A 16,878-nucleotide genomic window follows, 5' to 3' on the forward strand; every position below is an offset into this window, starting at 1 on the left:
CTACTGTTTTTGTAGAAATAAGGCGCTGCAGATCGAGTTGCTGCCGCGCGAGCCGGAACCTTCGCCTTCCGCAAGTCGTTCTGCGCAGGCGGACACGCAACGGAACAACAGCGGCAAACGGAAGGAGCGACCGCGATGACCATCAAGCTGAAGCGCGGAACCTGGGTCTTGGTAGCCGATGGCGAGAAGGCGCTCTTTCTCAAGAACAGCGGTGACGCCGTGCATCCCGATCTCGACGTCGCGAGGAAGGTGACGGAGGAAAACCCTCCGACCCGCGAGCAAGGCTCCGACCGACCGGGCCGCTACAGCGACGGGCCGAACGTCCACAGGAGCGCGGTGGACGACACCGACTGGCATATGCTCGCGAAGGAGCGGTTTGCCGAAGAGATCGCCGGCCAGCTTTACAAGCTCGCCCATCGCGGTGCCTTCGACGAGATCATCCTCGTCGCGCCGCCCGCCGTGCTGGGTCAGATGCGCAAGAAACTGCACAAGCTGGTGGAGGACAAGGTGGCCGGCGAAGTGCCGAAAACACTGACCAATATGCCGATCGCACAGATCGAGGCCCTTCTGCAGCAGGAATGGGCCAGGTGAAAGACATGGCGGGTCAGCCCGCCAGGAAATCCTTCAGCAACTGGATCTGCTCGCCATTGGCAAGCGTCGGCGCGTGGCCGCAGCCGGCAATCGTTACCAGCCGCGGCCTCGGTCCGCGCCGCGTCATCGCCTCGGCGGTCTCCTTCGAGAGCACGTCGGAGTGCTCTCCGCGGATGAGAAGCACGGGTGCCGCGACCATGTCATATTTGTCCCAGACGTCGAGATCGGCCTTGTGGACGGTGAACTGGGTCACAATCGCAGGGTCGTAGTGAACGGTGATGCGGCCGTCGTCGGTCCGCCGCGCCGAACTGTCCGCCATGCGCCGCCAGAATGCCGGCGTGTTCTCGCCGAAGGGCGCGTAGTTGCCGCGCAGCCAGGTCTCAAGCTCGCCGATCGTGTCGTAGACCGGCGGGTTCCCGACATAGGATGCGATCCGGCCCGCCCCTTCCGCCGGAATGTCGGGCCCGATATCGTTGACGACCAGGCGGGTGATGCGCCCCTTCAATGCGCCGGCCGCGAGCGTGATGCCGATCAGCCCGCCCATGGAGGTTCCGACCCAGCGCAGGCTGTCGATGCGATAATGATCGAGCAGGCCAAGCGCGGCCTCGCCGAAGACCCGGTAGGAATAGCCGGCCTCCGGGCTCCTGGCCCAGCTCGACAGGCCGCGTCCCGGCGTGTCCGGACACAGCACGAAATAATCCTCGGACAAGGCCGCCGCCGCCTCATCGAAATCCCGGCCGGTCCGGGCGAGCCCGTGCCACATGACAAGCGCCGGCTTTGCCGGATCGCCCCATTCGGTGACATGGATCTCGAAGCCGGCGGCCTGGACATAGGTCGAGCGGGGACATGTCATCGGCGGGAACCTTTCCCCATGAGGGTCCCGGCGATGCCGGCCGGGAAGAAATAGACGAGCAGGATGAACAAAAGGCCGAGCCAGAGCAGCCAGCGATCCGGATCGAGCAGATCGGGGAGCAGCGGCAGCGACGATGTCGCCTCGGCACCGGCCTCCATCAGGTCTTTCAGATAGAACTGGGCGAGGCTCATCACGGCGACGCCGATGACGGCGCCGACCATGGTGCCCATGCCGCCGATCACCACCATCAGCAATATGTCCATCATGATGCCGAAGGAGAGCGCCACGTCGGGTCCGACATACTTCAGCCAGACCGCGCGCAGCACGCCGGCGAGCGCGGCAATCACCGCAGCGATGCAGAAGATCGCCGTGCGGTAGAAGACGACGCGGTAGCCGATGGCCTCGGCCCGCATCTCGTTCTCGCGGATCGCCTCCAGCACCGTACCCATCGGCGAGGCGACGATGCGCAGCATCAAAAGGAACAGAACGAAGCTCGACAGGAAGACGAAGTAGTAGGCCGCGATCTTGCCGTTGATCGCCACGCCTGCCACACGCAAGGTCTTGCCGTCGCCGTCGGTCAGGAGCTTCGTGGCGGCGGAGAACAGCTTCGGCACCTGATAGGTCATGCCGTCCTCACCGCCGGTGAGATCGGAAAGCTGGCTGGCGAGCACCAGCATGACGGAGGCCGCGGCCAGGGTGACCATGGCAAAGAAGATCGCCTTGACCCTGAGCGACAGGAGCCCGATCAGCACGGCCAGGACAAATGCGGCCAGCACGCCTGCCGCGCCGCCGATGAGGATCGCATCCCAGCCCGGGCCGAAGGCTTTCAGCGCCATCGCCGTACCGTAGGCGCCAAGGCCGAAAAACATGGTGTGGGCGAAGGAGACGATGCCGGTGTAGCCGATCAAAAGGTCGTAGCTGGCCACCACGACGATGAAGACGCAGATGCGCGCCGCCACCTCCTGCGCCCGCACGTCGGGGAAGAGGAAGGGCGCGAAGAGCAGGCAAAGACCGATCGCGCCGGCGATGGCGTAGACGGCGAGGCGGCCCGCGGGGATGGAACGAGAGCCTTGTCCGGTCATCGGGGTGACTGCCGTGGTCATCGGTACGCTGCTCCGGCAGGGACAAAAATGGAGCGTCGGCGCTGCCCGTTATCCTCCTGAAACAAAACCGATTTCAGCACTGCCTTCATGGCAGGGGCTTTTCGCGACGCTCGAACAAGCAGCATCATTTCTCTCACCCCTTGACCGCCGGCTTCAGGCCCCAGGGCCGCCACAGGAGGATCGCCATCATCAGGATCATGTTGGAGGCGAGCGACAGTTTCGGCGCCAGGAAAGCCACGTAGTTCGCGGTGAGGCCGACGAGGACGGCGCCGATGAGGGAGCCTTCGATCGACCCCAGTCCGCCGATGATGACGACGATGAAGACCAGGATCATCATCTCGGGGCCGATCGCGGGCGTGATCAAATGCTGGTAGCCGGCCCACATGGCCCCGCCCATCGCCGCCAGCGCCGAGCCCGCCATGAACACGGCGACGAACAGCCTGTCGATGCGGAAACCCAGCGCCTCGACCATCTCGCGGTTCTCGACGCCGGCGCGGATCAAAAGTCCGATGCGCGTGCGGTTGAGCGCGAAATGCATGACCGCATAGACGGCCAGGCCGAGAAGGAAAGCGAAAATGCGGTAGATCTCCACGGCGACGTCGCCGATGACGATCGAGCCTGACAGCACCGTCGGGCGGGGCACGGCGACGGGTGCGCCGCCCCAGATCGCCAGGATGAGCTGCTCGGCGACGATCAGTGCCCCCATGGTGATGAGGATCTGGCGCAGATGGTCCTTGTAGACGGGCTTGACGATGACCCGCTCGAAGAACCAGCCGGCGACCGCGCCGAAGGCGGTGGCCGCGCCGATCGCCGCGAAGAGGGCGAGCAGGTTGAGCGCGACGCTGCCGCCGGTCACCCAGCCGCCGAGCGCGGCCAGCACCGCGGCGGCGATGAAGGCGCCGAAGGAGACGAAAGCCGAATGGCCGAAATTCAAGACGTCCATGAGGCCGAAGATGAGCGACAGGCCAGACGCCATCAGGAAGATCATCATGCCCATGGCGAGGCCGGCCACGGTGAGCGTCATCCAGCTCGACGGCGAGCCGACCAGGACGAAGGCGACGAGCGCCAGGAGGACCGGCAGGAGGTTGACGCCGCCGAGACGGGAAAAGGTGGTGGAGAGATGGGTCATTTCGCCTCCTCCGTCACACGAGAGAAGGTCGGCGCTCTACGTTGCCCCCCTCTGTCCTGCCGGACATCTCCCCCACAAGGGGGGAGATCGGCCGGCCGCCTGGGTTTCGCCAATCGCCCACGTTGCAGGACGAGCGCCGTCGCCGATGACAGCCGATCTCCCCCCTTGTGGGGGAGATGTCCGGCAGGACAGAGGGGGGCAACGTAGAGCGCAAACATATCCGGGCTCCTACTGATGCGCCGCGAGCGAGAGGCTGAGCAGGCGGGTCTGCAGCGCCTCGTCGGCGGCAAGCTCGGCCATGCCGCCGCGATGGATGATGCGGCCGTCGTCAATGACTGCGACCGTTTCGCCGAGCGAACGGGCGAAGAGGAAGTTCTGCTCGACCAGCAGGATCGTTGTCTCCCTGGCGATCTCCTGGAAGGCGGCGATCATGTTGCGGATGATGGCCGGCGCCAGGCCCTTGGTCGGCTCGTCGATCAGGATCAGCGCGCGCCGCTCGATGATCGCCCGCGAGATCGCCAGCATCTGCTTCTGCCCGCCCGACAGGGCAAAGGCCTGGCGGGACCAGAAGGTCTCCATGGCCGGGAACAGGGCGAAGATGCGCTGCAGCCTGATATCGTCGAAAGCGCCCGTACGCGTCGCCAGCCGCATGTTCTCCTCGACGGTGAGGCCGCCGAAGATGCCCATGTTCTCCGGCACATAGGCGATGCCGAGCCGCGCGATATCGGGCGTGGCGAGCGCGGTGACATCGCGGCCGCGGAAGGCAATGGCGCCCTCGCCGGCCCGCCAGAGTCCCATGATTGTGCGCAGCGTCGTCGTCTTGCCGGCGCCGTTCCTGCCGAGCAGGACGTGGACGCCGCCCTCGGGCACGTCGAGCGAGATGCCGTGCAGGATGTGGTACTGGCCGATATGGGTGTGGACGCCGTCGAGGCTGAGGATCGCGCTCATGAGCCGGCCTCCGCGCCAATCCCCAGATAGATCTCGCGCACGACCGGCAAGGCCATCACCTCGTCCGGCTTGCCGTCGGCGACGAGCTCGCCATTGTGAAGCACCACGATGCGGTCGGCGAGCGCGCGCACCACATCCATCTTGTGCTCGACCAGGAGGATGGTCCTGGTGCTGTCCTTCCTGATCTCGGCGATGAGGTCCAGGATCACCGGCGCCTCGTCGACGGACATGCCGGCCGTCGGCTCGTCGAACATGAAGACCTTCGGCTCCATGGCGAGCAGCAGCGCGACCTCCAGCTTGCGCTGGTCGCCATGCGGCAGCGCGGCGGCAGGCAGGTCTGCGACCGTGGTGAGGCGTGTCATTTCCAGATAGGACTCCGCCTCGCGCTTGAGCCCGCCAAAGGACGATGCGCGGCGCAGGAAAACGGCGCCGACACGCTTGCGGGCCTGCACGGCCAGCCTGACATTCTCGATCACCGACAGCTTCGGGAAGAGATTGGTGAGCTGGAAGGCCCGGCCGATACCGGCTGCGGCGCGCGCCGACGGCGGCAGGCCGGTGACATCGGCGCCATCGAGGAAGACGCGGCCATGCGTCGGCGTGAGCTGGCCGGAAACGAGGTTGAACCACGTCGTCTTGCCCGCCCCGTTCGGGCCGACGATCGCCGTCAGCTCGCCGGGCACGAAGGCGCAGGTGACGCCGTTGACGGCCGCATGACCGCCGAAGCGGATCGTCAGCTCTTCCGTGCGGAGGGAGGGGGTGGGCATGAAGGGTGCCTGTTTTCGCGCGTGGTGGGCGGCACATACCCCTCATCCGACCGCGCTTTCGCGCGGCCACCTTCTCCCACAAGGGGAGAAGGGGAGGTGCCAAGCGGGCGCGGGTGACGGAGCCAAGCTGCCGACGACCGCGCAGCCAATCATTCCTGGTTGTTGCGGCCGACCGGGATGTCCATCTCTTCCGGCTTGATCTCGCGGACGAGCTCGGGGATCGCCCATTCGACCTTGTCGTCGACCTTGATCTTGAAGGCATACATGGACTGCAGCGCCTGATGGTCTTCCTTGCGGAAGGTCATCTGGCCCTTCGGCGTCTCCCAGCTCATGCCTTCCATGGTCTTGATCAGGGTCTCGGTGTCCCATTCGGGTGCGGTCTCCAGCGCCTTGGCGACGGCCAGCGCGGCCGCCATGCCGCCCGCGGTGAAGAAGTCGGGCGGCGCGTTGAAGCGCTTCATATGCTCGGCAACAAGCCAGTCGTTCACCGCGTTCCTGGGCGCCTCGTAATAATAATACATCGCGCCTTCCATGCCCGGCACCTTCTTGTAGCCGACCAGAGCGGGCAGGATGTTGCCGCCGCTTGAGAGCTCGATGCCGTAGCGGCCGGGATCGGCCGCCGCCAGCGGGCTCATGGCGTCGATGCCGGCGACGTTGATGAAGATCACCTTGCGGCCCGGCTGGTCCTTGAGCGCGTTGAACAGCCGCTCGATCGTCGCGGTGAAGTCGGTCGTCTGCTGCGGCACATATTCCTCGGCGACGATATGCGCGCCCGTGCCTTCCAGCGCCTTCTTGAAGGCGGCGATGCCGTCCTTGCCGAAGGCGTAGTCCTGCGCCAGCGTGGCGACATAGAGGTTCTGGTCCGGCTTGAGCGCGATCGCCTGGGCCTGCATGTCCATCGAGGAGTTCCGCGAGGTCTTGAAGACGTAGCGGTTGGAGTCCTTGCCGGTCAGGCTATCGGCGACCGCCGGCTCGACAAGCAGGACCTTCTCATATTCGGCCGCCACTGGCAGCATGGCGAGCGCCACGCCGGAGGAGGTATCGCCGACGGCGAGCACGACGTCCTCGTCCTCGAAGGCCTCGGCCAGCATGGCGCGGGCGATGTCGGGCTTGAACTGGCTGTCCTTCCTGACGATCTCAAGCTTGCGGCCCTTGATCTCCATCGTGCCCTTGGTGGCGTATTCCAGCCCCATCTCGAAGCCGGTTTGCGTCTGCTTGGAATAGGCCTCGAGCGGCGAACCCGAAAGGCCATGGATCAGCGCGATCTTCGCCGGTCCGTCCTCGGCGAATGCCGGCTGCGGCGCCAGCAGCACGGCTGACGTCGCCAATGCGGCGAGCAATCTCTTCATGATGTCGTCCTCCCGACCGTTTTTGACCGCGTCCGTGGCTCCCGCCACGCAGCGAGGGAGCCTCTGTTATCCGAAAGGTCCGGAAGGGGAGCGCCAACGCCGCGAGCCCGCCCCGCGACACTTGCAATCCTCACGGCGGAGCCGGATAAACGGCGACGCCCTGCGGCGTTCCGTCCGGCATCGATGCGGCGTTCTCCTCCCGGTGCCGGCCTTCGCGCGGGCGTCGGTCGGACGTACGCGCGGGGCAGCATGGGAGCTATTATTGGCCGGGCCGGGAAAACGCGGCAATATCGTAGAAATACGCCATGACAGACATGCCTGAGAGCCTCCACCATCTGGCATTCGAACACGCGCCGATCGGCCTCGTGCTCACGGAGAGCCGCGTGATCCGGGCCTGCAATCCGGCCTTCGCGGAGATGTTCGGCTATGAGCGTGCCGAGCTCGTCGACCGCTCCTTCGCCATCCTCTATCCTTCCCACGAGGAATTCGTGAAGGTCCGGGACGTCGGCGTGGAGCCGTTGCGCAAGACCAACCGATATTCCGACGAGCGCATCATGGCGCGCAAGGACGGCACGCTGTTCTGGTGCCGGGTGCGCGGTCATTCGCTGACACGCGAGGACGACCCCTTGCGGCGGGCGGTGTGGAGCTTCGCCGACCTTTCGCAGTCACGCCCGGTGCTCGGCTTTTCGGCGCGCGAGCGGCAGATCGTCATGCATCTTGGCGAAGGGCGCACCAGCAAGGACATCGCCAGGGTGCTGAAAATCTCGCCGCGCACCGTCGAGGCCTACCGGGCGCGGCTGCTCAAGAAATTCTCCGCCAACAACGTGGCGGAACTGCTGGCGCATTTGGGCGGCATGCCGCACTGAGGTGAATGGTGAATGGTGAGGATTACTCTTGATTGGTGATTCAATCAAATAGTAACGGCTTATATTATCCCAACTATACCATTCACCATTCACTATTCACTATCAAACATGCTGACCACCATTGATGTGGATCTCCGAGCCCGTAACGTAGGACGCCTGTTCCGAGCACAGGAAGAAGATGATGTCGGCCACTTCCGAGGTCGCGCCCAGGCGGCGCAGTGGAATGGTCTCGACGATCTTCTCGGTGCCGGGCGACAGGATCGCCGTGTCGATCTCGCCCGGAGCAATGGCGTTGACGCGGATTCCGTGCGGGCCGAAGTCGCCGGCCATCTCGCGCGTCAGGGAGCCAAGCGCGGCCTTCGACGTGGCATAGGCCGTGCCGGCGAAGGGATGGACGCGGCTGCCGGCGATCGAGGTGACGTTGACGATCGAGCCCTTCGCCGCCGCCAGTTCCTTGAACAGACCGCGGGCCAGCATGATCGGCGCGAAGAAATTGACCTGGAAGACGTCGCGCCAGACATGCATCGGCGTGTCGATCGAGTTCATGCGGCCGCCCGTCTTCAGCTTGGGCGAGATGCCGGCATTGTTGACCAGCGCGTCGAGCCGGCCGCCGTGCGCTTCGAGGCGATGGCGGATCTCGGCGACCGCCACGCCGACATCCTCGGGATCCGACAGGTCGACCTTGATATGGTCCTCCGGGCCGGCCGGCCATGGGCAGTCCTCCGCGAAGGCCTGGCGGGAACAGGTGATGACGCGCCAGCCCTCGCGCGAGAAACGCTTCACGGTCGCGTGACCGATACCCCGGCTGGCGCCGGTGAGCACGATGGTTTTCCTGGTGTCGATCTCGGCCATGGTTCTTCCTTCGGCGTGCCGCCGCTCCGCGCGTCCATCCGGACAAGCGCGGGGCGCACTCTTGCCTCTCGCATCGTGCCCCCCGAAGTTCGGGACCGATCCTCGGGCCGATGCGTATGTAGCCGATGCCCGCAGCCGTGGCGAGGGGTGGCGGCGTCGCGAGCGCGCCCGGTCGATCGTCCAAAGCGGCGGAGCCCCATAGTTCGGTGCTGCCGTTCCACCTGCCTGCCTGAAGCATGTCTCCCGAAAGTGGGAGCCGGTTTCGGGAGACATGCGTAAGAACAAGCACCTGAAGCGCGCAAAGCGAACCTGAAAGATCGCGACGCGCTTCGGCTGTCAGACCCCGGAACCGGGGGCCGGTCTCGGGATCAACCCGGTGCGTTACCCACCGTTGCCGAGGATGACGTCGAGGATCGATCCCGGCCGTTTCTGCCGGGGCCCGCCGACATCGGCGGAGGGGCGGCGGATCGACGCGGTGGAGGAATCGTCCGGATGCGGCGGCGAGAAGCCGCCCGCCGCCTCGACGCCCTCGACCGGACGCGGCCGGCGCAGCGCCGCCTCTGCGCCGACTTCCGCGGCCGGCACGGGCGAGGCATCGAAGGCCGGGTCGGGGTTCCAGGCGCCAGGCAGCCTGGCCACGGGCACGCCCTCATGGGCGGCAAGCATGAATTCGTGCCAGGCCTGTGTCGGCAGCGAGCCGCCGGTGATGTTCTTCGTCGGCTTGCCGTCGTCGTTGCCGAACCACACGCCGGTCGTGAGATTGGCCGTGTAGCCGATGAACCAGGCGTCGCGCGACTTCTGGCTGGTGCCGGTCTTGCCCGCCGCGGGCCAGCCGAACGCGGCCTTGCGGCCGGTGCCCGCCTCCACGGTCTGCGTCATCATGGCGTTCATCATGCCGACGATCTCGGAACGCAGGACACGCGGCATGCTGCCGACACTGTTCTGGTAGAGCACCTCTCCATTGGCGGTCCTGACCCGCTGCACGAAATGCACTTCCGGCCGGTAGCCGCCGTTGGCGAAGGGCACATAGGCGGCGGTCAGCTCCAGCGGGGTCACTTCCGAGGTGCCGAGCGCGATCGAGGTGTTGGATTGCAGCGCCGATTCGATGCCCATGCGATGCGCGGCCTCGACGACGGCGTCGGGGCCGACCTCCATGGCAAGCTGCGCAGCAACGGAGTTCAGCGACTTGGCGAGCGCCGTGGCGAGCGTGACCCGGCCGTAATATTTGCCCTGGTGGTTCTCCGGCGTCCATTTGCCGATGCGGATGGGCGCATCGTTGCGCACGCTCCGGGGCGTGCGGCCCTGCTCCAGCGCGGCAAGGAACACGAAGGGTTTGAAGGCGGAACCGGGCTGGCGGCGCGCTTCCGAGGCTCGGTCGAACTGGCTGGTTGCATAGTCGACGCCGCCGACCATGGCGCGCACCGCACCCGTATTGTCGATCGACACCAGCGCGCCCTGGCTCACGCCGAGCTTCTTGCCGCTCTCACCGATCAGTCGGCGGATCGAATCCTCGGCGAGCTTCTGCAGATGGAGATCGATCGTTGTCTCGACGACGACGTCGGTGCGCACCTCGCCGATCAGCCCCGGCAATTCCTCCATGATGCGGTCGGCGACATAATTCTCCGAACCCGTCCAGAACGCGGCGGCTCGGGTGGCGGGTGCCGCCATGGCGACCTTCAGCTCCTTCTCGCCGATCAAGCCCTCTTCCCGCATGGCGCCGAGCACGAGCTGGGCGCGCTCGTCCGCTGCCTTCGGGTCGCGCGCCGGCGATAGGCGGGACGGCGCCTTCAGCAGGCCGGCCAGCAATGCCGCCTCGGACAAGGTCACATCGCGCGCTGACTTGCCGAAATAGCGGCGGGATGCGGCCTCGACGCCATAGGAGCCCGAGCCGAAATAGACCCGGTTCAGATACATCTCCAGGATCTGATCCTTGGTGTGGTTCTGCTCGAGCCAGAGCGCGAGAAGCACCTCCTGCACCTTGCGCTCGATGGTGCGATCCGGCTTCAGGAACAGGTTCTTGGCGAGCTGCTGGGTTAGCGTCGAGCCGCCCTGCGTGAGGCGGCCGGCCATGATATTGCCAACCATGGCCCGGGCGAGGCCGATCGGATCGAAGCCGAAATGCGAATAGAAGCGATGGTCCTCGATGGCGATCACCGCCTTGGGGATATAGGGCGACATCTCGTGCAGGCCGATCGCCTCGCCGCCGGTCATGCCGCGATTGGCGATCAGCTTGTCGTCGACGGAAACGATCCTGACATTGGGCGGGCGGTCGGGGATGGCCCAGGTCGTGGCGCTTGGCATCTTGGCGCCGTAGTAGACGACGATGCCGGCTGCCGCGATGCCGCCCCAGATCGAAAAGACCACGCACCAATAGGCCAGACGCCCGATGATGCCGAGCGAGCTGCGCCGCTTGCGGCGCGGGGTTTTGCGCGATTTCGAGGCGCGGGCTGAGGATTTCTTTTTTGCTGGTCCCCGCTTGCGGCTCGCCGGCACGACGCGGTCCTCCTCGCTGACCGATAGTCCCGACGACCCGTCGCGCAGAGGCGCGTCGAAAGTCGGCTCGATGCGCCTGTTGCGGTCTGCCATGTCGTCCCCGATGCTCATCGGCCCCGGGGGTGGAGACTAAATGCGGCGATTTAAGGGGGTGTTAAAGCGGCTTTCGGGGAAAGGTCCGCTGGCTCCCCTCCTCGCGACCCTTGCAATTTCGATGGATGCCGGTCGATTTCCATGCCGGTTTTGCTGGAAACGAGGACATCGGTTCCTATATCGGGGTTGCCCATGGCGTGTGCTGCGTGCGCCGGGCCGCTGTTGAACGGAGACCTGGATGAAACCCGTTCAGAGGCCGCGCACGCATGATATCAACTTCCGGTTCGGGCCCCGAGAAGGGCCGCATCAACTCGACCCTTCGCCGCTTCCTGGACAGCGAGACTTCCGCCGGGCTCCTGCTGATGGCTGTTGCGATGCTCGCCGTCGCCACGGCCAACTCGCCCTTGTCCGAAGGCTACTTTGCCGCCCTTCACGCCTATGTCGGTCCGCTGAGCGTCCAGCATTGGATCAATGACGCCTTGATGGCCGTGTTCTTCCTGATGGTGGGGCTGGAGATCAAACGCGAGATGACCGACGGACAATTGTCGAGCTGGCCGCGCCGGATCCTGCCCGGGATCGCGGCGGCCGGCGGCATGATCGTTCCGGCGGCAATCTACGCCGCCCTCAACCACTCCGACCCCGGTGCGATTCGCGGCTGGGCGATACCGTCGGCCACCGACATAGCCTTCGCCCTGGGCGTGCTGTCGCTGCTCGGGCCGCGCGTCCCGACCTCTCTCAAGGTGTTCCTGACGGCATTGGCGATCCTCGACGACCTCGGCGCCGTCATCATCATCGCCTTGTTCTACACGGGCAACCTGTCGCTGCCCGATCTCGCCGGCGCCGCGGCGGTCGTGGCGGCGCTGCTTGCGCTCAACCGGGCCAGGGTGAAATCGCTGGTTCCCTATTTGCTGCTCGGTGTGGTTCTCTGGGTCTTCGTGTACCGCTCGGGGGTTCACGCCACTCTTGCCGGCGTCGTTCTCGCCCTGACCATACCGATCAAGCGGACGCCCGGCACGCCGGAAGCTTCTCCCCAGGTCTCGCCGCTTCACCGCCTGGAGCAGGCGCTTCACGCTCCCGTGGCGTTCCTGATCGTGCCGATCTTCGGCTTCGCCAATGCCGGTGTTTCCTTTGCCGGAGTAACGCCTGCCGTCCTGGCCGAGCCTTTGGCTCTGGGGGTCGCCGGCGGCCTGGTTGTCGGCAAGCTGGTGGGGGTGTTCGGCTCGGTGTTTCTCGTCGTGCGCTCCGGACTGGCCAGCCTGCCGGCGGCGGCGAGTTGGGGGCAGGTCTTCGGCGTCGCGCTGCTCTGCGGCATCGGCTTCACGATGAGCCTCTTCATCGGCTCACTTGCATTCGAAGACGAGGCACTCCGCGACCGGGTCAAGTTCGGCATTCTCGCGGGTTCAATGGTCGCCGGCCTTGCAGGCTACGCGGTGCTGCGGCTCACACGCCGTCGTCGGCCGGCGAACGCGTGATCCACCGGGCGAGCGCCCGCTGCTCGCCGGGCCCGCGTCGTCTTCCCGAACCGGCCTGCCGCGCGAGTGCGGACGTCCGACCTCCGGGGGGAACGGGCCTGAGCCGAAGCCTCGCTGCCGATGCTTGCGGATAGGGCATCCAGTCGTCGGACAAAAAGAGGCGGGGCCGGAAACATATCCCGGCCCCGCCATCAACAAGAAGCCCTCCGCGCCGTCTGCGGTGAACGCGGAGGGAAAGCGATCAGATCACGATGAAATCGGACGCTTGGAGATCGAGATTGGCGTCGAGCGTCGCGATGTGGACCGAGCCGCCGCGAGCGCTGCCGTTCGAATCGTAGAACAGCTTGCCGGTGTCGGTCTCGTACACGATGTGATCGTTGGCGTCCCGCGCCACGCCGCGGCTGTTCTTGACGAAATTGGCGCCGGACAGGACACCCTCGGACGACAAGGCGGTAAACACCGCATTGTCGAGATGGATGACATCGTCGACCACCGAGAAATCGGTGATCCTGTCGACATTCGAACTGGCGCTGAGCGCCGTGTCGAACACGAAGGCATCGTTGCCGAGCCCACCCGTCAACGTGTCGTTACCGCCGTGACCATAGATCGTGTCATTGCCGGCGCCGCCGTTGAGCGTGTTGGCGCCGCTATTGCCATGAACGACGTTGGCAAGGCTGTTGCCGGTGCCGGAAATATTGGCGGAACCGGTCAGCACCAGCTTCTCGACGTTCGCGCCGAGGGTGAAGCTGACGGACGACCGCACCGTGTCCATGCCGCCGCCGGCAGCCTCGACGACGACATCGCCTGCATTGTCGACGATATAGGTGTCGTCACCCTGATAGCCGGTGAGCGTGTCGGCCCCCTTGCCTCCGTCAAGGATGTTGAGGTTGTCGTTGCCGAGCAGCTTGTCGGCATAGGACGAGCCGACGACAAGCCCGGCGCTGACGATCGTGTCGCCTTCGGCGTGGCCGCCATAGCCCTTGCCGGTCTTGAGGTTCACGGTGACGCCGGCGTTCGAGCTCGCATAGCTCACCGTGTCGCTGCCCTCGCCGCCGTCGAGATAGTCGGCTCCCGCGCCGCCTTCGAGAACATCGTCACCGGCAAGGCCGTAGAACTTCTCGTTGCCGCCGTTGGACACGCCCGAAGCCGGGAGACTGTCGTTGCCGGCGGTCCCGGTGATCGTCTTGACGGTTTCACCCGTACCGCCGCCGGTCTCCGGAACCTCCGGCGTGGTGGTGTCGCCGCCGGTCCCCGGAACCTCCGGCGTGGTGGTTTCGCCACCGGTGCTTCCGCCGCCGACGTCGTAGGGAGACTGTCCTTCCTTGAGGTAGACGTTGCCGGAAATCACGGGCGAGCTGTTGTCGATGGAGAAGTAGTCGTAGTAGCCTTTCTCCATGTAGTTGTTGGTGATCGAGACGCCGGTGATCGGGCCGCCGGAGGCACGGCCGTCGACATAGATCATGATCCCGGGATCGCCGGCGAGATAGTTGTTGTTCACCCTGACGTCCGAGATCGGCCCGAAATCGTTCTTGATGAAGATGTTCGAGGTGTCACGCGCGAACACCGTGTTGCCCTCGACCAGCACGTTGCTTTGACCGCCCTGGATGGCGATGCCGTCATAGTGGGGATCGGAGCCGGGGGCTTGCAGGTCGTGGATGAAGTTGCCCTTGACGATGCCGCCGGATCCTCCACTGAGGCCGATGCCGTTTTCGAAGCCGTAGATGTTGTTGCCGATGAAGGTTCCGTGGCCCATGATGCCGTAGGAGCCGGCCATCTTGCCCTGGCCGTTGATTTCGCAGTTCTGCACCACGAGCCCGCTGGCACTGCCGTTGGTGTTGATGCCCTGCCAGGAACTGGTCGTGATGCGGCAGTTCTCGATGGTGACGTTGGGCGCCATGACATAGATGTCGCCCTTGATGTCGAGGTTCTTGAGCACCGTCCCCGCCTTGGTGACGACGATCGAGCCGGACGGGGTCAGCGTCACGCCGTCCGGAACACCGGTGTTCGACGCGTCTGGGAATCGGCCACTGGTTCCCGCGTCGGTTCCGGCGACGAGGTCGGTGGTTCCTCCATCGGTTCCGGCGCTCGGGTCGGTGGTTCCGCCATCGGTTCCGGCGCTCGGGTCGGTGGTTCCGCCGGTTCCAGCGTCAGGGTCGATGGTGCCGTTGTCGGTTCCGGTGTCGGGGCTGGAGGTGCCGCTATCGGTCCCCGAATCCGTGCCGTCGGTGCTTGCACCGCCGACGTCGGAGGGAAACTGTCCTTCCTTGAGGTAGACGTTTCCGGAAATCACGGGCGAGCTGTTGTCGATGGAGAAGTAGTCGTAGTAGCCTTTCTCCATGTAGTTGTTGGTGATCGAGACGCCGGTGATCGGGCCGCCGGAGGCACGGCCGTCGACATAGATCATGATCCCGGGATCGCCGGCGAGATAGTTGTTGTTCACCCTGACGTCCGAGATCGGCCCGAAATCGTTCTTGATGAAGATGTTCGAGGTGTCACGCGCGAACACCGTGTTGTCCTCGATCAGTACGCCGTTCTGACCGCCCTGGACCGAGATGCCGTCATAGTGAGGATCGCTAGAGCCATCCTGGAGGTCGTGGATGTAGTTGCCCTTCACGACGCTGGAACCGCCGGTCAGGACGATGCCGTTCTCCGCCTTGGAGATGTCGTTGCGCAGGAAGTTCCCGCTTCCCAGGATCGCGGCATTGCTGTCGCCGGAGTAACCCGGCCCGACGAAGTCGCTGTCCTGGATGGTAATGTTCTTTGCCCCCTCGGCATCGACGCCCCACATGCCACCGAAGTTGACCTGGGAGTTCTTGATGACGACGTTGTCGGCCAGGACGCGGAGCGTGCCGTTGATGATCTTGCCGTCGATCACCGTGCCATCCTCGGTGATCGTCATCGGACCGGTATAAACCGTCAACTGCGTGCCGGATGGGACGCCCGTCGTCGTCGCGTCAGGGAATCCAGTCGGTGTGCTTGCCATGCAGAATGCCTTTCTCTAGCCAGCCCCCGCCAGCCAGGATCTTCGTGTCAGTCTTTCGGATGAGCCCGCGTACCCCTTTTAGGTAAGCCGAAGCTACAGTAGCGCCTGCTAATGGAAGTGCGCCGCGCGAGGCAAATCAACAAGCGTGAAGGAATGTATCCCGGAATGGCACGCCCAACCGCAGCAGGAAAATCGATATGCGGCATAGCTTTCCAGAATCATTGGAGAAAACCGGATCGGTTCTCCTGATCCAGGGCCCAGAAAAGCGCAAATTGAATCACATTCCATGCAAGCCAATCAACAGAAGCAGCATTGCCGAGCTGCTGCTTACCCAACGGAATACATCTTCGCTCGACATTGCGAGGGGGCGATTCGCGCGGGTATGGAACTGAAAGGCCGCTTGAAAGTTCGATATTCGACGGGCCTTATCCCTCGGGGCCCGTCGCTTGCCACGCTTCCGGCCCGCCGCGGCGGGCCGGATCTTTCCTTCGACCGACGGTGCTCGTGCCCAGGCTCAGCTTCGCCTGACGAGCTTCAACCTTCGTTCGGAGTTGTGGACGCTGGTGGTGCGGCCGGCGGTTTCCTCGCCGCGCGCATAATGACGTTGCCAGCCCTGGGCGACCGCATCGGGGTCGCGCGCGGCGAGCCTGCTGTCGAAATCTGCGCGGCCTTTCGAGCGCGCCTCGAAAGCGGATTTCAAGGCCGGATCATCGTCCGGCGGGATGATCTCAGGCTGCCGCGGACGAGCCCCGCACGCGGCACCAGGGTGACGTTGGGTTAACACGGCATAGCCGAGATAGCAGCTCGCGAACCGGCCGGCGCCAGCCGGAAGAGGCGATGCGACGTGGCCACGTCAGACGCGCTTGCCGGGGGCTGCAGGCTTTTGCCCCACGGGCAGCCGCGGCCCGGCTCGATTCTCCGCGGGGAGACGGAGATCGCGCCGTCGAAGGTCGCTTGCCGATCAGCAGGCGCTGCAACACAGCAGTCGCGCTGGAGCGGGCGACAGGCTCGTCCGAACAATCATGCCTGTTTCACGAGCCTCAGGAGGACGAGGAGAATGACGGCACCGATCGTGGAATGGATGATGGCCGCAATGATGCCGGACCCGAGACTGATGCCGATCGCCGGGAACAACCAGCCCGCGATCAATGCGCCGACGATGCCAACGACGATGTTGCCGATCAGGCCGAAGCCGTAACCCTTGACGAGTTGGCCAGCCAGCCAGCCGGCCACCGCGCCGACGATCAGGAAGACGATCAAGCTTTCGATGCCCATTGCGGGATCCCTCCGTTGGACGCAGCGATAATGAACGGACAACTCTGCATTGTCGAGTGGCGTCGACGCTGTGGCAATGGCGAGCCCTCGCTCGCCGCCGATCTCAA

The 16,878-nt window shown here is 65.1% G+C and carries 14 protein-coding genes; 3 read left to right on the forward strand and 11 right to left on the reverse strand.

The window, feature by feature from the left end; translation table 11 throughout:
* Positions 1 to 135 precede the first annotated feature (135 nt).
* Complete coding sequence (locus JN302_RS02980; RefSeq protein WP_202310019.1) at positions 136 to 591, forward strand: baeRF12 domain-containing protein; 456 nt, start codon at positions 136 to 138, stop codon at positions 589 to 591.
* Between the two features lie 13 nt (positions 592 to 604).
* On the opposite strand, the gene JN302_RS02985 is transcribed toward JN302_RS02980, so the two are convergent.
* The 6 genes from JN302_RS02985 to JN302_RS03010 all read right to left on the reverse strand — a co-directional run bounded on the left by JN302_RS02985 (position 605) and on the right by JN302_RS03010 (position 6,737).
* Entirely contained in the window at positions 605 to 1,444 is an 840-nt protein-coding gene (locus tag JN302_RS02985) for an alpha/beta fold hydrolase (protein WP_202331657.1), read from the reverse strand.
* Positions 1,441 to 2,547, reverse strand: a complete 1,107-nt coding sequence (locus JN302_RS02990; RefSeq protein ID WP_244742844.1) for a branched-chain amino acid ABC transporter permease — start codon at positions 2,545 to 2,547, stop codon at positions 1,441 to 1,443. The genes JN302_RS02985 and JN302_RS02990 overlap by 4 nt, the downstream gene beginning before the upstream one ends.
* Before the next feature lie 133 nt (positions 2,548 to 2,680).
* Positions 2,681 to 3,676 (reverse strand): branched-chain amino acid ABC transporter permease, encoded by a 996-nt coding sequence (locus JN302_RS02995; RefSeq protein ID WP_202331659.1) that lies wholly within the window; start codon positions 3,674 to 3,676, stop codon positions 2,681 to 2,683.
* Positions 3,677 to 3,904: 228 nt separating this feature from the next.
* Positions 3,905 to 4,624, reverse strand: coding sequence for an ABC transporter ATP-binding protein (locus JN302_RS03000; protein ID WP_202331661.1), 720 nt, complete (start codon positions 4,622 to 4,624; stop codon positions 3,905 to 3,907).
* The gene (locus JN302_RS03005; protein ID WP_202331663.1) at positions 4,621 to 5,388 is read right to left on the reverse strand and encodes an ABC transporter ATP-binding protein; all 768 of its coding nucleotides are present in this window, start codon (positions 5,386 to 5,388) and stop codon (positions 4,621 to 4,623) included. Before JN302_RS03005 ends, JN302_RS03000 begins: the two co-directional genes overlap by 4 nt.
* A 149-nt stretch (positions 5,389 to 5,537) precedes the next feature.
* Positions 5,538 to 6,737 (reverse strand): substrate-binding domain-containing protein, encoded by a 1,200-nt coding sequence (locus JN302_RS03010; RefSeq protein WP_202331665.1) that lies wholly within the window; start codon positions 6,735 to 6,737, stop codon positions 5,538 to 5,540.
* Between the two features lie 305 nt (positions 6,738 to 7,042).
* Here JN302_RS03010 and JN302_RS03015 point away from each other — a divergent pair, with 305 nt between their 5' ends.
* Positions 7,043 to 7,603: a PAS and helix-turn-helix domain-containing protein gene (locus JN302_RS03015; protein ID WP_202331667.1), complete on the forward strand. Its 561-nt coding sequence runs from the start codon at positions 7,043 to 7,045 to the stop codon at positions 7,601 to 7,603.
* A gap of 102 nt (positions 7,604 to 7,705) precedes the next feature.
* On the opposite strand, the gene JN302_RS03020 is transcribed toward JN302_RS03015, so the two are convergent.
* Both JN302_RS03020 and JN302_RS03025 read right to left on the reverse strand, forming a co-directional pair.
* On the reverse strand, positions 7,706 to 8,455 hold the full coding sequence (locus JN302_RS03020) for an SDR family NAD(P)-dependent oxidoreductase (protein WP_202310026.1): 750 nt from the start codon (positions 8,453 to 8,455) through the stop codon (positions 7,706 to 7,708).
* 381 nt (positions 8,456 to 8,836) lie between these two features.
* Positions 8,837 to 11,041 (reverse strand): transglycosylase domain-containing protein, encoded by a 2,205-nt coding sequence (locus JN302_RS03025; RefSeq protein ID WP_202331669.1) that lies wholly within the window; start codon positions 11,039 to 11,041, stop codon positions 8,837 to 8,839.
* A gap of 266 nt (positions 11,042 to 11,307) precedes the next feature.
* Here JN302_RS03025 and nhaA point away from each other — a divergent pair, with 266 nt between their 5' ends.
* Positions 11,308 to 12,513 carry a Na+/H+ antiporter NhaA gene (gene nhaA, locus JN302_RS03030; protein WP_202331671.1) on the forward strand — a complete coding sequence of 402 codons (1,206 nt, stop codon included), beginning with the start codon at positions 11,308 to 11,310 and terminating at the stop codon, positions 12,511 to 12,513.
* A gap of 241 nt (positions 12,514 to 12,754) precedes the next feature.
* On the opposite strand, the gene JN302_RS38895 is transcribed toward nhaA, so the two are convergent.
* The 3 genes from JN302_RS38895 to JN302_RS03055 form a co-directional block, all read right to left on the reverse strand.
* Entirely contained in the window at positions 12,755 to 15,496 is a 2,742-nt protein-coding gene (locus tag JN302_RS38895; RefSeq protein WP_244846174.1) for a right-handed parallel beta-helix repeat-containing protein, read from the reverse strand.
* A 514-nt stretch (positions 15,497 to 16,010) separates the two neighbouring features.
* A complete protein-coding gene (locus JN302_RS03050) occupies positions 16,011 to 16,280 on the reverse strand; it encodes a DUF6065 family protein (RefSeq protein WP_274609252.1) in 270 nt (89 codons plus the stop codon).
* Positions 16,281 to 16,516: 236 nt separating this feature from the next.
* The gene (locus tag JN302_RS03055; protein WP_202314491.1) at positions 16,517 to 16,771 is read right to left on the reverse strand and encodes a GlsB/YeaQ/YmgE family stress response membrane protein; all 255 of its coding nucleotides are present in this window, start codon (positions 16,769 to 16,771) and stop codon (positions 16,517 to 16,519) included.
* Positions 16,772 to 16,878: the final 107 nt, after the last annotated feature.

It is taken from the genome of Mesorhizobium sp. L-8-3, assembly GCF_016756615.1.
Lineage (GTDB): Bacteria > Pseudomonadota > Alphaproteobacteria > Rhizobiales > Rhizobiaceae.

Coding starts and splice junctions, on each gene's coding strand:
- JN302_RS02995 (WP_202331659.1), bottom strand. CDS start 3,676: ATGACCCATCTCTCCACCACCTTTTCCCGTCTCGGCGGCGTCAACCTC.
- JN302_RS03000 (WP_202331661.1), bottom strand. CDS start 4,624: ATGAGCGCGATCCTCAGCCTCGACGGCGTCCACACCCATATCGGCCAG.
- JN302_RS03005 (WP_202331663.1), bottom strand. CDS start 5,388: ATGCCCACCCCCTCCCTCCGCACGGAAGAGCTGACGATCCGCTTCGGC.
- JN302_RS03055 (WP_202314491.1), bottom strand. CDS start 16,771: ATGGGCATCGAAAGCTTGATCGTCTTCCTGATCGTCGGCGCGGTGGCC.
- JN302_RS02990 (WP_244742844.1), bottom strand. CDS start 2,547: ATGACCACGGCAGTCACCCCGATGACCGGACAAGGCTCTCGTTCCATC.
- JN302_RS03020 (WP_202310026.1), bottom strand. CDS start 8,455: ATGGCCGAGATCGACACCAGGAAAACCATCGTGCTCACCGGCGCCAGC.
- JN302_RS03015 (WP_202331667.1), top strand. CDS start 7,043: ATGACAGACATGCCTGAGAGCCTCCACCATCTGGCATTCGAACACGCG.
- JN302_RS38895 (WP_244846174.1), bottom strand. CDS start 15,496: ATGGCAAGCACACCGACTGGATTCCCTGACGCGACGACGACGGGCGTC.
- JN302_RS03010 (WP_202331665.1), bottom strand. CDS start 6,737: ATGAAGAGATTGCTCGCCGCATTGGCGACGTCAGCCGTGCTGCTGGCG.
- JN302_RS03025 (WP_202331669.1), bottom strand. CDS start 11,041: ATGGCAGACCGCAACAGGCGCATCGAGCCGACTTTCGACGCGCCTCTG.
- JN302_RS02985 (WP_202331657.1), bottom strand. CDS start 1,444: ATGACATGTCCCCGCTCGACCTATGTCCAGGCCGCCGGCTTCGAGATC.
- JN302_RS02980 (WP_202310019.1), top strand. CDS start 136: ATGACCATCAAGCTGAAGCGCGGAACCTGGGTCTTGGTAGCCGATGGC.
- nhaA (WP_202331671.1), top strand. CDS start 11,308: ATGATATCAACTTCCGGTTCGGGCCCCGAGAAGGGCCGCATCAACTCG.